Origin of the sequence: Actibacterium ureilyticum (genome assembly GCF_002285435.1) — a bacterium.
Lineage (GTDB): Bacteria > Pseudomonadota > Alphaproteobacteria > Rhodobacterales > Rhodobacteraceae > Actibacterium_C > Actibacterium_C ureilyticum.
Map to the genome: position 1 here is coordinate 572542 of NZ_NSBT01000026.1, position 13570 is coordinate 586111.

Here is a 13570-nt window from a genome sequence, read left to right on the forward strand (position 1 = left end):
TCCGCCTGAAAACCAACTGAAAGCCAACAGGGAAACCATGACTTACTTGAAAGCGACAACATTCCTGATCGCCGCGGCGCTGGCCGCACCGGTGGCGGCACAACAAGCCGGTGGCCGGCTCGACATCGTCGTGCAGCCCGAGCCGCCGGGGCTGATGCTGGGGCTGGTGCAGAACGGCCCGACCCAGCTGGTGGCCGGTGACATCTATGAAAGCCTGCTGCGCTATGACACCGATCTGGTGCCGCAACCCAGCCTGGCGGAAAGCTGGACGATCTCGGATGACGGGCTGGTCTATACCTTCACGCTGCGCGAAGGCGTGACCTGGCACGATGGCACGCCGTTCACCGCCGCCGATGTGGTGTTTTCGGCCGATGTCTTCCTGCGCGAGACCCATGCCCGCCTGCGCAGCTCGCTGGCCTATGTCGACAGCATCACCGCGCCCGACGACCTGACCGTGGTCTTCACCCTGAAAGAGCCCTTCGGCCCCTTCATCAACGCGTTCGAGACCGGCACCATGCCGATCGTGCCAAAGCATATCTATGACGGCACCGATTACGCCAACAACCCGGCCAATGCCACGCCCATCGGCACCGGGCCGTTCAAGTTCGAAGCCTGGGAAAAGGGCAGCTATATCCATCTGGTCAAGAACGAGGATTACTATATCGACGGCCTGCCGTATCTGGACGAGGTCTTTTATCGCGTGATCCCCGATGCCGCCGCCCGCGCCGTTGCGTTCGAGACCGGCGAGGTCGACGTGCTGCCCGGCGGGTCGGTCGAAAACTGGGACGTGCCGCGGCTGACGCAGATGGACAATGTCTGTTCGACCGGGAATGGCTGGGAATTCTTCGCCCCGCACGCCTGGATGTGGCTGAACAACCGCGAGGGGCCGACCGCCGACGCGAAATTCCGCCAGGCGGTGATGTATGCCATGGACCGCGAATTCGTGAAGGACGTGGTCTGGAACGGCTATGGCAAGGTGGCGACGGGTCCGATCTCGTCCAAGACGAATTTCTATTCCGACGATGTCACGATCTATGACCACAACCCCGACAAGGCCAAGGAGCTGCTGGCCGAGATGGGCTATGACGGCACCCCCGTCCGCCTGTTGCCGCTGCCCTATGGCGAGACCTGGCAGCGCTGGGCCGAGGCGGTGCGCCAGAACCTGTCCGAGGTCGGCATCAATGTCGAAATCGAAAGCACCGATGTCGCCGGCTGGAACGAGAAGACGTCGCAGTGGGACTACGACATGGCGTTCACGTACCTCTATCAGTATGGCGATCCCGCGCTGGGCGTGTCGCGGAACTATACCGCCGACCGGATCCAGAAGGGCAGCCCGTGGAACAACGTCGAGGGCTATGACAACCCCGCGCTGGATGCGAAATGGGCCGCCGCCGCCACCATGGTCACGCCCGAGGAACGCGCCGCCGCCTATCTGGATATCCAGAAGGAAATCATCGACGACGTGCCCGTGGCCTGGCTGCTGGAGCTGGAGTTTCCGACGATCTATCGCTGCGACATCAAGGACCTGGTGACCACCGGCATCGGTGTAAATGACGGGCCGCGCAACGCCTGGATCGAAAAGTGACGCGGGCCTGACCCATCGTCGGGGGCCGGTCGCGCATCGGCCCCCTGACCCGCGAACGGGCGGGTGCGACAAGACAAGAGGAAACGCATGTCAGTCTTTATCGTGATCGTCTCGCGGCTGGCCAAGGCCGCGCTGACGCTGCTTGCGATTGCCATCCTGAACTTTCTGCTGCTGCATGCCGCGCCGGGCGATCCGGCGCTGGTGCTGGCGGGCGAGGCGGGCGCCGCCGACGAGCAGATGATCGCCCAGCTGCGCGAACGGTTCGGGCTGGACCAGCCCTTCTATGTGCAGCTTGGGAAATACGTGGGATCGATCCTGCAATTCGACCTGGGCTATTCGTTCCGGCAGGGCGCGCCGGTGTCGCAGCTGATCATGGACCGGCTGCCCGCGACGCTGCTGCTGACGCTGACGGCTTTCGTCATCTCGCTGGTCTTCGGGATTGCCCTGGGGGTCGGTGCGGCGGCGCGGGTCGGGCGGGCGTCGGATTCGCTGCTGACGACGCTGGCGCTTCTGTTCTATGCCACGCCGCTTTACTGGCTGGCGCTGATGGCGGTGCTGGTGTTTTCGGTCTGGCTGGGCTGGCTGCCGGGCTTCGGGTACGAGACCGTCGGCGCGAATCTGACCGGGCTGGCGCGGGCGCTGGATATCGGGCGGCATCTGGTGCTGCCGGCGCTGACGCTGGGGCTGTTCTTCATGGCCGTCTACATGCGGATGACGCGCGCCTCGATGCTTGAGGTTTCGCAGCTGGATTTCGTCAAGACCGCGCGGGCCAAGGGCCTGTCGGATGCGGTGATCCGGCGGCGGCATATCCTGCGCAACGCGATTCTGCCGGTGGTGACGCTGGCGGGGCTTCAGGCGGGGCAACTGGTGGGCGGCGCGGTGCTGACCGAAACCGTCTTTGCCTGGCCGGGTATCGGGCGGCTGATGTTCGAAAGCCTGGCGGCGCGCGATTACAACACCATCCTGGGCGTCTTTCTGGTGTCGGCGGCGATGGTCATCCTGTTCAACATCGTGACCGACATCGTCTATCGGATCGTCGATCCCCGTATCGGCGCGAGGGCCTGAGCCATGTGGAAACGCTTTTCTTCGAACATGGGCGCCATGGTGGGGGTTGTCTTGCTGCTGGCGGTGATCGTGGTGGCGCTGACCGCGCCGCTGCTGTTTCCCAACGGCCCCTGGCAGATGGTGCAGCGCCCGTTCCTTGCACCGATGGCCGTCGACGGTCTGCCGCTGGGCACCGATACGCTGGGCCGCAACGTGGCGGCACAGCTGGCCTATGGCGCGCGGGTGTCGTTGCTGGTGGGGCTGGTGTCGACGCTGGTGGCGCTGCTGATCGGGGTGCCGCTGGGGGCGCTGGCGGGGTTCTATGGCAGCTGGGTGGACGAGGGCGCGATGCGCTTCACCGAATTCTTCCAGACCATCCCCAACTTTGCGCTGGCCATCGTGCTGGTCGCGATCTTCGAGCCGTCGCTGGCATCGATCACCATCGCCATCGCCATCGTCAGCTGGCCGCCCGTCGCCCGGCTGGTCCGGGCCGAGGTCATGTCGGTGCGCAAGCGCGAGTTTGTGGATGCCGCGCGTCTGGCGGGGCTGACCCGGCCGCGCATCCTGTTGACACAGGTGCTGCCCAACACCGTGTCGCCGATCATCGTCATGGCCTCGCTCATGGTGGCCACCGCGATCCTGCTGGAAAGCTCGTTGTCCTTTCTGGGGCTGGGCGATCCCAACGCGATGTCCTGGGGCTACATGATCGGGGCGGCGCGCACGGTCATCCGCACCAGCTGGTGGCTCAGCTTCTTTCCCGGCATTGCCATCGTCATCACCGTTCTGGCGCTGAACCTGATCGGCGAGGGGCTGAACGACGCGTTCAACCCGCATCTGTCACGGCGCCGCGCCCGGGCCGGAAAGGAAAAGGCATGAGCACCACGCTTTCGATCGAACATCTGACGATCGACCTGCCGCCCGGCGCCGACCGGCCGCATGCGGTCGACGATGTCAGCTTTGCCATCGACAAGGGCGAGATTCTGTGTGTCGTCGGCGAAAGCGGCTCGGGCAAGTCGATGACGGCCAATGCGCTGATGGGGCTGCTGCCACCGGGGGTCAAGGTGCGCGCGGGCCGGGCGCTGTTCGAATCCCGCGATATCCTGAAACTGCCCGAGGCCGAGAAACAGGCCCTGCGCGGTGCCCGGATCGCGATGATCTTCCAGGAGCCGATGACCGCGCTGAACCCGCTGATGCGGATCGGCGACCAGATCGCCGAGGTCTTCGCCGCCCATGACCGCTTCACCACCGCCGAACGGCGCAAGAAGGCGCTGGCGCTGATCACCGAGGTCGGCCTGCCGGACCCCGAAAAGATCATCCGCGCCTATCCGTTCCAGCTGTCGGGCGGGCAGCGCCAGCGGGCGATGATCGCCATGGCGCTGGCGCTGGAACCCAAGCTGTTGATCGCCGACGAACCCACCACCGCGCTGGACGTGACAACCCAGGCGCAGATCCTGAAACTGATCCTGGATCTGCGCGACCGGCGTGGTATGGCGGTGATGTTCATCACCCATGATTTCGGTGTCGTGGCCGAGATCGCCGATCAGGTGATCGTCATGCGCGAGGGCAGGGTGGTGGAACGCGGCACCGCCGCACGGGTGCTGGAACAGCCCGAACACCCCTATACCCAGCGCCTGCTCGAGGCGATCCCGACCGGCAAGCTGCCACAGGCCCGCGCCGTGCCGCAGGAACCCGCGCTGGAGATCAAGGCGCTGCGCAAGACCTATCGCACCGGCGGCGGGCTGTTCAAACCCGTGCGCGAGGTGCGCGCGGTCGACGATGTGTCGCTGACCGTGGCGCGGGGCGAGGTTCTGGGCCTGGTCGGTGAAAGCGGCTCGGGCAAATCGACGCTGGGCCGCACGGCGGTGCGGCTGGTCGACCCCGATGGCGGCCAGGTTCTGGTGGGCGGCACCGATCTGGCGGCGCTGTCCGAACAGGACCTGCGCGCGCAACGCCACAAGGTACAGATGGTGTTCCAGGATCCCTATGCCTCGCTCAACCCGCGGCAAAAGATCATGGGCGCGCTGACCGACGGCCCGATCGCCAAGGGCGTGCCCCGGGCACAGGCACAGTCCCGCGCGCGCGAGCTGCTGGAGATCGTGGGTCTGGGTGCCGATGCCGCCGAACGCTATCCGCACGAGTTTTCCGGCGGCCAGCGGCAGCGCATCGGCATCGCCCGTGCGCTGGCCATGGACCCCGAGCTGATCATCGCGGACGAGGCGGTGTCGGCGCTGGATGTCTCGATCCAGGCGCAGGTGCTGGATCTGTTGCGCGATCTGCGCGAACGGCTGTCGCTGTCGATCCTGTTCATCACCCATGACCTGCGGGTGGCAGCACAGCTGTGCGACCGGATCGCGGTCATGCAAAAGGGCCGTCTGGTCGAGATCGGGACGGTGCACCAGATCTTCCTGACACCGCAGCAGGATTACACCCGCCAGCTTCTGGCGGCGGTGCCGGGGGCCGATTGGGCCGATAGCTGGCAACAGCAGGCGGCAGGCGCATGATCGGCGTTGCAACCTGTACCCGGCTGGATCTGATCGACCTTCTGGGCGCGGAATTCGCGCGCCAGGCACCGGACCTGACCCTGCTACGCCCCGATCAGGTGACGGACCCCGCGGCGGTCAGCTTCGTCTTTACCTTCATCCCCGATGACGATGCCTTTACCCCCTATCCGAACCTGCGGGCGGTGTTTTCGGCGGGCGCGGGCATGGATGCGATCCTGGCCTGTCCGTCGCTGCCGCCCGATGTGCCCGTCATGCGGGTCGAGGACCCCGATCAGGCCAGCCAGATGGCCGGTTTCGCCGCCTTTCACGTGGTCTGGCACCACCGCGACATGGGCCGCTATCTGGCCAGTCAGGCGCGGGGCGAATGGGCGCAGCGGATCCGCGATCTGTCACCCAAACGCTGCCGGGTGGGGGTCATGGGGTTCGGCCCGATGGGCCGTGCCGTGGCGCGCGGGCTGGTGGCGCTGGGATATCCCGTCGCGGCCTATGCCCGCCGGATGCCAGACCCGCCCGAACCGGGCGTCACCCATTACACCGAAGCCGCGCTGGAGCCGTTTCTGGCCGGCAGCAACATCTTGATCAACGTGCTGCCGCTGACCCCCGAAACCCAAGGCCTGATCGACGCCGATTTCCTGGCCCGCCTGCCGCAGGGCGCGGCGCTGATCCATCTGGGACGGGGCGGGCAGGTGGACGAGGGCGCGCTGATCGACGCGCTCGACAGCGGGCAGCTTTCGGGTGCCTCGCTCGATGTGTTCGCGACCGAGCCGCTGCCGCCGGGCGATCCGCTCTGGTCGCACCCGCGCGTCGTGATCACCCCCCATGTGGCCTGTATCCCCGAAGCCGCCGCCGTGGTGCATTCGGTGATCAGCCGCCTTCCCGCCGAAGAAAAGAGCCCGCAATGACCGATCTCGACCCCAACAGCCTGTCGGTGCGCGAACTGGCCTTTGCCGTGCGCAGCGGCCAGACGACCGCGCAACAGGTGACCGAAGCCACGCTGGACCGCATCGCCCGGGTCAATCCCGCGATCAACGCCATCGTGCAGGACTGCGGGCCAGAGGCGCTGGCAGACGCCGCGCGCATCGACGCCGCGCTGGCCGCCGGGCGGCCGGTGGGCGCGCTGGCCGGGGTGCCGGTCACGATCAAGGTTATCGCCGATCAGGTTGGCCATGCCACCACCAACGGCACGACGCTGGCCGCCGATCTGATCGCGACGGTCGACAGCCCGTTCCTGCGCCATCTGCGCGCGCAGGATGCTGTGGTCGTCGGGCGCACCAACACGCCCGCGTTTTCATATCGCTGGTTCACGTCGAACGCGCAGCATGGCACGACGCTGAACCCGCATGATCCGACGCTGACGCCGGGCGGCTCGTCGGGCGGGGCCGGGGCCGCCACCGCCGCCGGGCTGGGCCATATCGCCCATGGCACGGATATCGCGGGATCGGTGCGCTATCCGGCCTATGCCTGCGGGGTGCAGGGGCTGCGCCCCACGCCGGGGCGGATCCCGATGTTCAACGCCACCGGCGGCGATCGCGGGATCGGCCCGCAGCTGATGGCGGTCTCGGGGCCGCTGGCCCGCCGGGTCGACGACCTGCGGCTGGGGTTGCAGGCGATGTCGGGCTATGCCCCCGACGACCCGTGGAGCACACCCGCCCCGCTGCGCGGCCCCGACACGCCCCGGCGCGTGGCGCTGGTGCGCCGCCCCGGCGGGATCAGCCCCGATCCGCGGATCCTCGACGATCTGGACCGCGCGGCGGCCATGTTCCGCGCCGCGGGCTGGACCGTCGATACGCCCGAAATCCCCGAGATCCGCGAGGCCGTCGAACTGCAGATCGACCTGTGGCTGTCGGACGACCACCCCGGCAAGCTGGCCCAGGCCGAGGCCGAGGGCGATGCCGGCGCGCTGGCGCTTCTGCGGTTCTATCAAAGCCGGGCCGAGGCGCTGACCGTCGCCCGTTTCAGCGCCCTGTTCCAGCGCCGCTCGGCCCTGATCCGCGCCTGGCGTGCGTTCCTGCAGGATTACCCGGTGGTGCTGATGCCGGTCTCGGCCGAACTGCCGTTTCGCCAGGACGAGGATCTGGACGGCGACGCTGCCCTGCACCGTATCTGGGACGCCCAACTGCCCCAGATCGCCATCCCGCTTCTGGGCCTGCCCGCGATCTCGATCAGCAGCGGCGTGATCGACGGCCGCGCCAGCGGCGTCCAACTGGTCACCCCACCCTGGCGCGAAGACCTGTGTCTGGACGCCGGCGAGTTGCTGGAACAGGGTTTCGGCGCGCCGGGAGTGGTGGGGTAATGGCGAGGGGCGAGGCGTGCGTAAGAACTACCCTAGAATGATGCCATAGACCGTACTGGCGACCTTATAGAATAGCCATGACGCAAACCCGCCCAAAGCGAGGCGATGCTTTAGCGCCCGATCCTTATTCTCCTCGAGAACGTTCACGGGAAAAGCCCACTTCGCGTAGGATGTGAGCGCCCGGTAGAGGATTAAGGAGAGACCCACGAAGTAGATGAACAGCGGCCAGCGAAAAAGTTCAAACTTCGCACCTACCGGTATTAGCTGATCCATGTAGTAGGTAGAGAAGTAGAGCGACACCGGCAGGGCGACAAACCACATGCCAATGTCATATGCAAAGTTCCGGTGGATCGCGCCATACCAAGTTTTATGCGTCGTCACTTTCTTCTCAACAGCCTTTTGAACAGCGTTGAAAAAGGTAATGTCCTGTGCGTTGACGGTCACGTTACCCTCGTTTGGGGTGGCCGCTGATACCAAGGGGTTCGGGTCAAACACCTCGGGTTTGCCAAAGTCCAAGAAGACTGAAATTCGGTTCTTCGGGGTGTTGCCGCTGGCGTGTCGTTGAAATGCGGTGCTATTGGTGAAAAAGATGGACTTGATGGGCTCAGGAAGGTTCGGGTCGTCAAAGACTGCGGCAGACTCGCCGTAGAGCTGCTGATCCCGCAAACCGTTCACAGTGATGGTGAGGCAAAACGCATCATCAAGAAGAAAAGCCTTCCGCGCCTCCCACTGCTCATCGGTCAAGTCCGGCTCACGCGATAATGTTGATATTACTTGCTCGCCAAACTTCCTATTGATGGCGTGAAGATCGCGATAAACGTCCTTGATGTTCTCCAACGAGAGCCGACAGCCGCGCACAGGTATCACCTCTTCATACCAGCCCACCGGCTTGCGGTCAGTAGTTACCAATGCGTCTTCTGTCATCGAAAGGTCCGAAATTACACACAAGTCAAAAAATAATCCAAATGTGCAAAGTTTTCTATGCCGAATAACACGATGTAGTGCGCGTGCAGAGTCGCGGCTACAGCGTCAGGAGAGTTGCGCTATCTAGCTACTCCGCGCCGCGCCTGTGAGCGCCTCGGGACATGCGTCCCGGTACGCTTTTCGTTGGTGCGCTGTTTCAGCAGCTTACGCACCCGCAGACCTATCGACAGGTCTTAAGCAAAGCTCATACAGTATCCAAGAACCACAAAAACCGCCAGCGGCGGTCTTGGCAAGTAGCTCAAATCTTTGGGGATTTTTTGGCTCCGGCGGTAGGGATCGAACCTACGACCAATTGATTAACAGTCAACTGCTCTACCGCTGAGCTACGCCGGAACACGGGGGGCGATATAGCAACGGCTCTGGCCGCCGTCCAGAGGGGTTGATGCAGTTTGTGACATTTTTTTCATCCCCGCTCAGCGCGGGTGGAAGACGGTGGTTTGGGACAGGGTCGTGTCGCGGGTGGCCAGGCCGCGGCGGTCCAGGTCGATCAGGTGGGCCAGCACGTTGCGGGCGGCGGCGGGCAGCAGGGCGGGGGCCACGTCGGTATAGATGCGGGCGGCCAGGTCGGCGGCGCTGCCGGGGGCGGCGGACAGGGCGGTCAGGATCTGTGCCTCGCGCATCCGGCGGTGGGCGATAAGGTCGCGCACCCGGGCCTGTGGGGTTTCGACCGGGGCGCCGTGGCCGGGATAGAACACCCGGTCCGACCGCGCCGACAGCGCCTGGAGCGACGCCATGAACGCGCCCAGGTCGCCATCGGGGGGCGAGACCATGGAGGTGGCCCAGCCCATGACGTGATCGCCGCTGAACACCACGTCACCCATCGCGAAACACAGGTGGTTGCCCATATGGCCGGGCGTCCAGAGGGCGGTGAGGTTCACGTCCCCGACAGACATGGTCTCGCCATCGGTCAGGCAATGGTCGGGGCGGAAACCGGGGTCGACGCCTTCGCCCCCGCCGATATCGGCAAGCGCCGCGATCTCGGGGTCCTTGCCGGCCAGGCTGTCGCCAAAGGCATGGATCGGCGCGCCGGTTTCGGCCGACAGGCGGCGGGCCAGCGGGGAATGGTCGCGGTGGCTGTGGGTGACCAGGATCGCGGCCACAGCCTCGCCGGGGTCGAGCGCGTCCAGCAGCGCCCGCAGGTGGCCGATATCATCGGGGCCGGGATCGATGATCGCGACCGTTCCGGTGCCCACGATATAGCTGTTGGTGCCCCAGAAGGTCATGGGCGAGGGGTTCGGCGCCAGAACCCGGCGGATGCCGGGGGCCAGCGGCGTGCAGTGCCCCGGTTGCGGCCTGTCCTGGGATGCGTGTGTCATCTAGCCCTTTCTTCGGCGGCCATCGCCCGATACGGTCCTAGCGCATGGAGAACGGCTGGATCAAACGCTTGTTGCCGCGGGGGCTGTATGGCCGGGCCGCGCTGATCCTGATTCTACCGATCCTGACGCTGCAGCTTGTGGTGTCGGTGGTGTTCATTCAGCGCCATTTCGCCGGTGTCACGCGGCAGATGACACGCAATGTCGCGCTGGAGGTCAAGCTGCTGCAGGATGTGGTCGATACCGCGCCCGATGTCGCAACCGCGCTGGCGCAGACTGCGCCGCTGACCCGTGATCTGCGCATCGTGCTGACCTTGCCCGCGCCGCTTGGGATGGGCGACGAACGGCTGTTCTATGACCTGTCGGGGCGTACCATCATGGCCACCCTGCGCGACGAGGTGCCCACGGTTCAGGCGATCGATCTGGCGAGCAGCACGCGTGAGGTGACGATCCTGTTGCAGACCGAACATGGCGGCATGCGGCTTCTGGTGGACCGGCGGCGAATGTCGGCATCGAACCCGCATCAGTTGCTGGTGCTGATGATCGTGACCGGGCTGCTGATGACGCTGATCGCGTTTATCTTCCTGCGCAACCAGCTGCGCCCGATCCGCCGTCTGGCCCGCGCGGCCGAGGCCTTCGGCAAGGGGCGGCACATGAAATACCGCCCCGTCGGCGCGACCGAGGTGCGCGCTGCCGGAAACGCGTTCCTGGACATGCGCGCCCGCATCGAACGTCAGATGGAACAGCGCACCATGATGCTGTCGGGGGTCAGCCACGACCTGCGCACGCCGCTGACGCGGTTGAAGCTGAGCCTGTCGCTGACCGAGCCGGGCCCCGAGACCGAGGCGATGGCCCGCGACGTGCGCGACATGGAGCGGATCCTGGACACGTTCCTGGATTTCGCCCGCTCCGATGCGATGGGCGATGTCGACGACACCGATCCGGTGGCGCTGCTGCAATCGGTGGCCGAACAGACCCGGCGCATGGGGGGCGATGTCACGCTGGGCACGCTGCCGGCGGCGGGCCAGACGGTGCCGCTGCGGGCGCTGGCGGTCGAACGTGCCTTGCAGAACCTGACCAACAACGCGCTGCGCCATGGCACGCATGCCCGGCTGGGGCTGGACCTGACCGACCGTGTGGTGCGCTTCGTGGTCGAGGATGACGGCCCCGGCATCCCCGCCGATCAGCGCGACGAGGCGATGAAGCCTTTCAGCCGTCTGGACGCCGCGCGCAATCAGGACAAGGGATCGGGCGTGGGGCTGGGGCTGGCCATCGCGTCGGATGTGGCGCGCAGCCATGGCGGGCTGTTGCGGCTGGGCGAAAGTGCCGATCTGGGCGGGTTGAAAGCCGAGCTGGTTCTGGCGCGCTAGGGCGGGCTGGCGGCGATCTGGTAGGCCCGGCAGGACTTGAACCCGCAACCAAAGCGTTATGAGCGCTCTGCTCTAACCAATTGAGCTACAGGCCCGCCAGAGCCGGTCCATAGCACAGGGTATCGGGGCTGCCAATCCGCAACGCGCACTCAGAACGGGATCTGATCTTCCTGTTCGGGGGCGACGGGAATCGGGCCGTCGATCACCCCCAGTTCGATGGCCTGCGCCTCCAGCGCGCAGAAATGGTGCCACAGCGTATCGAAGGCCAGGCGCTGGCCGTCCTTCCAGTCATCGGATCGCGGGTTCTGCAGCTCGGAAAACCGCACGATCCGGCGGTGTTCGGAATTCAGCGGCCAGCGGTTCCCGTTTTCCGAAATCCACAGCAATTGCCGTTTCATCTGTGTCAGGGTTTCGCGCATCCGCGTGGCGGCGTCCTTGGGCGGGTCGGGCAGATAGCCCAGATCGCCGCAGCTTTTGCAGAAATGGTGCCAGCCGCTGCGATACCGGACCTCGTAGAGCACATGCATGAACGTCACCGGCCCGTCGCAATGCGGGCAGCGTTTGGCGTCTTCGTGGTCCTGATCGTATCGGGGCATCGCGGGGTCCGGTCCGGGCGGCGGGCATGACCCGATCCTAGGGCTTGCGCGGGGGCGGGGCCAAGCCCGCGCGGGCCATTGGGGCGGGAAAAATTTGGCCACAGGGCGGTCCGGCTGATGGACGGGGGCGGGCGGATCGGCTATCGGGTCGGAAACCAACGAAAGGGCACCCGATGAGCACTGATGGAAAGAACGGTCTGACCTATGCCGATGCGGGCGTGGATATCGACGCGGGCAATGCGCTGGTCGACCGGATCAAGCCCGCCGCCAAGCGGACCAACCGGCCCGGGGTGATGGCGGGGCTGGGCGGCTTCGGTGCGCTTTTCGATCTGAAGGCTGCGGGTTACACCGACCCGATCCTGGTGGGGGCGACCGACGGGGTGGGCACCAAGCTGCGGATTGCGATCGACACCGGCAATCTGGGCGGTGTGGGCATCGACCTGGTGGCGATGTGCGTCAACGATCTGGTCTGTCAGGGCGCCGAGCCGCTGTTCTTCCTGGACTATTTCGCGACCGGCAAGCTGTCGGTGGACGAAGGCGCCAGCGTCGTCGAAGGCATTGCCGAGGGCTGCGTGCGCTCGGGCTGCGCGCTGATCGGGGGCGAAACCGCCGAGATGCCGGGCATGTACAGCGATGGCGATTTCGACCTGGCGGGCTTTGCCGTGGGCGCGATGGAACGCGGCGCGGACCTGCCCGCGGGCGTGGCCGAGGGCGACGTGCTGCTGGGTCTGGCCAGCGACGGGGTGCATTCCAACGGCTACAGCCTGGTGCGCAAGATCGTCGAGCTGTCGGGCCTGGGATGGGATGCCGATTGCCCCTGGGCCGACGGTTCGCTGGGCGCGGCGCTGCTGACGCCGACGCGGCTTTATGTGAAACAGGCGCTGGCGGCGGTGCGGGCAGGGGGCGTGCACGCGCTGGCCCATATCACCGGCGGCGGGTTGACCGAGAACCTGCCGCGCGTGCTGCCCGAGGGGCTGGGCGCAACGATCGATCTGGACAGCTGGATGCTGCCGCCCGTCTTCCGTTGGCTGGCCGAAACCGGCGGCATCGCCACGCCCGAACTGCTGAAGACGTTCAACTGTGGCATCGGCATGATCGTTGTGGTCGACAAGGCCCGCGCGGCCGAGCTGACCGCGCTGCTGAAGGACGCGGGCGAGACCGTCACCGTTCTGGGCCAGGTCGTTCAGGGCGCGGGCGTCGATTACTTCGGCACGCTGAAGTGAAACGGGTTGCGATCCTGATCTCGGGCGGCGGGTCGAACATGGTCGCGCTGGCCGACAGCATGGTGGGCGACCACCCGGCGCGGCCCTGTCTGGTGCTGTCGAACGTGCCGGATGCGGGCGGGCTGGCCAAGGCCGCCGCGCGGGGCATTCCCACGGCGGTCGTGGATCACAAACCCTTTGCCAAAGATCGCGCCGCGTTCGAGGGCGCCCTGACCGCCGCGCTGGAACAGGCCGCGCCGGATGTGATCTGTCTGGCGGGGTTCATGCGCATCCTGACGCCGGGCTTCATCACCCGCTGGCAGGGGCGGATGCTGAACATCCACCCCTCGCTGCTGCCGAAATACAAGGGGCTGAACACCCATGCCCGCGCGATCGAGGCGGGCGATGCCGAGGCGGGCTGTTCGGTACACGAAGTGACCGCCGAGCTGGATGGCGGACCGATTCTGGGCCAGGCGCGTGTGCCGGTGCTGCCAGGTGATTCCCCCGACACGCTGGCCGCGCGGGTGCTGCCGATGGAGCATCAATTATATCCCAACGTGCTGCGACGTTTCGTAACCGGCGACAGAACCCCGGTCTTTCTGCCCTAGGCTCTTTTCAACCTGTGGATAATTTCCTAAAACAGGGAATGCGGGGGGCGGACCGGCAAAAAACAAGAACAAGA

The 13570-nt window shown here is 65.9% G+C and carries 12 protein-coding genes and 2 tRNA genes; 9 read left to right on the plus strand and 5 right to left on the minus strand.

All coding sequences use genetic code 11. From position 1 onward, the window contains the following. Positions 1-37 precede the first annotated feature (37 nt). The 6 genes from CLM60_RS11495 to CLM60_RS11520 all read left to right on the plus strand — a co-directional run bounded on the left by CLM60_RS11495 (position 38) and on the right by CLM60_RS11520 (position 7423). Positions 38-1585 carry an ABC transporter substrate-binding protein gene (locus CLM60_RS11495; protein ID WP_095589267.1) on the plus strand — a complete coding sequence of 516 codons (1548 nt, stop codon included), beginning with the start codon at positions 38-40 and terminating at the stop codon, positions 1583-1585. A gap of 87 nt (positions 1586-1672) precedes the next feature. Then, positions 1673-2650, plus strand: a complete 978-nt coding sequence (locus tag CLM60_RS11500) for an ABC transporter permease (protein WP_095589268.1) — start codon at positions 1673-1675, stop codon at positions 2648-2650. Between the two features lie 3 nt (positions 2651-2653). Beyond that, entirely contained in the window at positions 2654-3505 is an 852-nt protein-coding gene (locus CLM60_RS11505; protein ID WP_095589269.1) for an ABC transporter permease, read from the plus strand. Next, the gene (locus CLM60_RS11510; RefSeq protein ID WP_095589270.1) at positions 3502-5130 is read left to right on the plus strand and encodes an ABC transporter ATP-binding protein; all 1629 of its coding nucleotides are present in this window, start codon (positions 3502-3504) and stop codon (positions 5128-5130) included. The genes CLM60_RS11505 and CLM60_RS11510 overlap by 4 nt, the downstream gene beginning before the upstream one ends. After that, the gene (locus CLM60_RS11515; RefSeq protein WP_095589271.1) at positions 5127-6032 is read left to right on the plus strand and encodes a 2-hydroxyacid dehydrogenase; all 906 of its coding nucleotides are present in this window, start codon (positions 5127-5129) and stop codon (positions 6030-6032) included. Before CLM60_RS11510 ends, CLM60_RS11515 begins: the two co-directional genes overlap by 4 nt. Further along, complete coding sequence (locus CLM60_RS11520; RefSeq protein WP_095589272.1) at positions 6029-7423, plus strand: amidase; 1395 nt, start codon at positions 6029-6031, stop codon at positions 7421-7423. Before CLM60_RS11515 ends, CLM60_RS11520 begins: the two co-directional genes overlap by 4 nt. A 27-nt stretch (positions 7424-7450) precedes the next feature. Here the strand turns inward: CLM60_RS11520 and CLM60_RS11525 are convergent, their stop codons facing one another. The 3 genes from CLM60_RS11525 to CLM60_RS11535 form a co-directional block, all read right to left on the minus strand. Continuing rightward, positions 7451-8347, minus strand: coding sequence for a hypothetical protein (locus CLM60_RS11525; protein WP_141246499.1), 897 nt, complete (start codon positions 8345-8347; stop codon positions 7451-7453). Between the two features lie 318 nt (positions 8348-8665). Then, positions 8666-8740, minus strand: a tRNA-Asn gene (locus CLM60_RS11530). Between the two features lie 80 nt (positions 8741-8820). Beyond that, positions 8821-9723: an MBL fold metallo-hydrolase gene (locus tag CLM60_RS11535; protein WP_095589274.1), complete on the minus strand. Its 903-nt coding sequence runs from the start codon at positions 9721-9723 to the stop codon at positions 8821-8823. 44 nt (positions 9724-9767) lie between these two features. On the opposite strand from CLM60_RS11535, the gene CLM60_RS11540 reads away from it, so the two are divergent. Beyond that, positions 9768-11090 carry an ATP-binding protein gene (locus CLM60_RS11540; RefSeq protein WP_095589275.1) on the plus strand — a complete coding sequence of 441 codons (1323 nt, stop codon included), beginning with the start codon at positions 9768-9770 and terminating at the stop codon, positions 11088-11090. A gap of 18 nt (positions 11091-11108) precedes the next feature. On the opposite strand, the gene CLM60_RS11545 is transcribed toward CLM60_RS11540, so the two are convergent. Together CLM60_RS11545 and CLM60_RS11550 are read right to left on the minus strand one after the other, a co-directional pair. Then, positions 11109-11185, minus strand: a tRNA-Ile gene (locus CLM60_RS11545). Positions 11186-11239: 54 nt separating this feature from the next. Further along, the gene (locus CLM60_RS11550) at positions 11240-11686 is read right to left on the minus strand and encodes a hypothetical protein (RefSeq protein ID WP_095589276.1); all 447 of its coding nucleotides are present in this window, start codon (positions 11684-11686) and stop codon (positions 11240-11242) included. 173 nt (positions 11687-11859) lie between these two features. On the opposite strand from CLM60_RS11550, the gene purM reads away from it, so the two are divergent. Both purM and purN read left to right on the plus strand, forming a co-directional pair. Continuing rightward, positions 11860-12909 carry a phosphoribosylformylglycinamidine cyclo-ligase gene (purM, locus tag CLM60_RS11555; RefSeq protein ID WP_095589277.1) on the plus strand — a complete coding sequence of 350 codons (1050 nt, stop codon included), beginning with the start codon at positions 11860-11862 and terminating at the stop codon, positions 12907-12909. Further along, positions 12906-13496: a phosphoribosylglycinamide formyltransferase gene (gene purN, locus CLM60_RS11560; RefSeq protein WP_095589278.1), complete on the plus strand. Its 591-nt coding sequence runs from the start codon at positions 12906-12908 to the stop codon at positions 13494-13496. The genes purM and purN overlap by 4 nt, the downstream gene beginning before the upstream one ends. Positions 13497-13570: the final 74 nt, after the last annotated feature.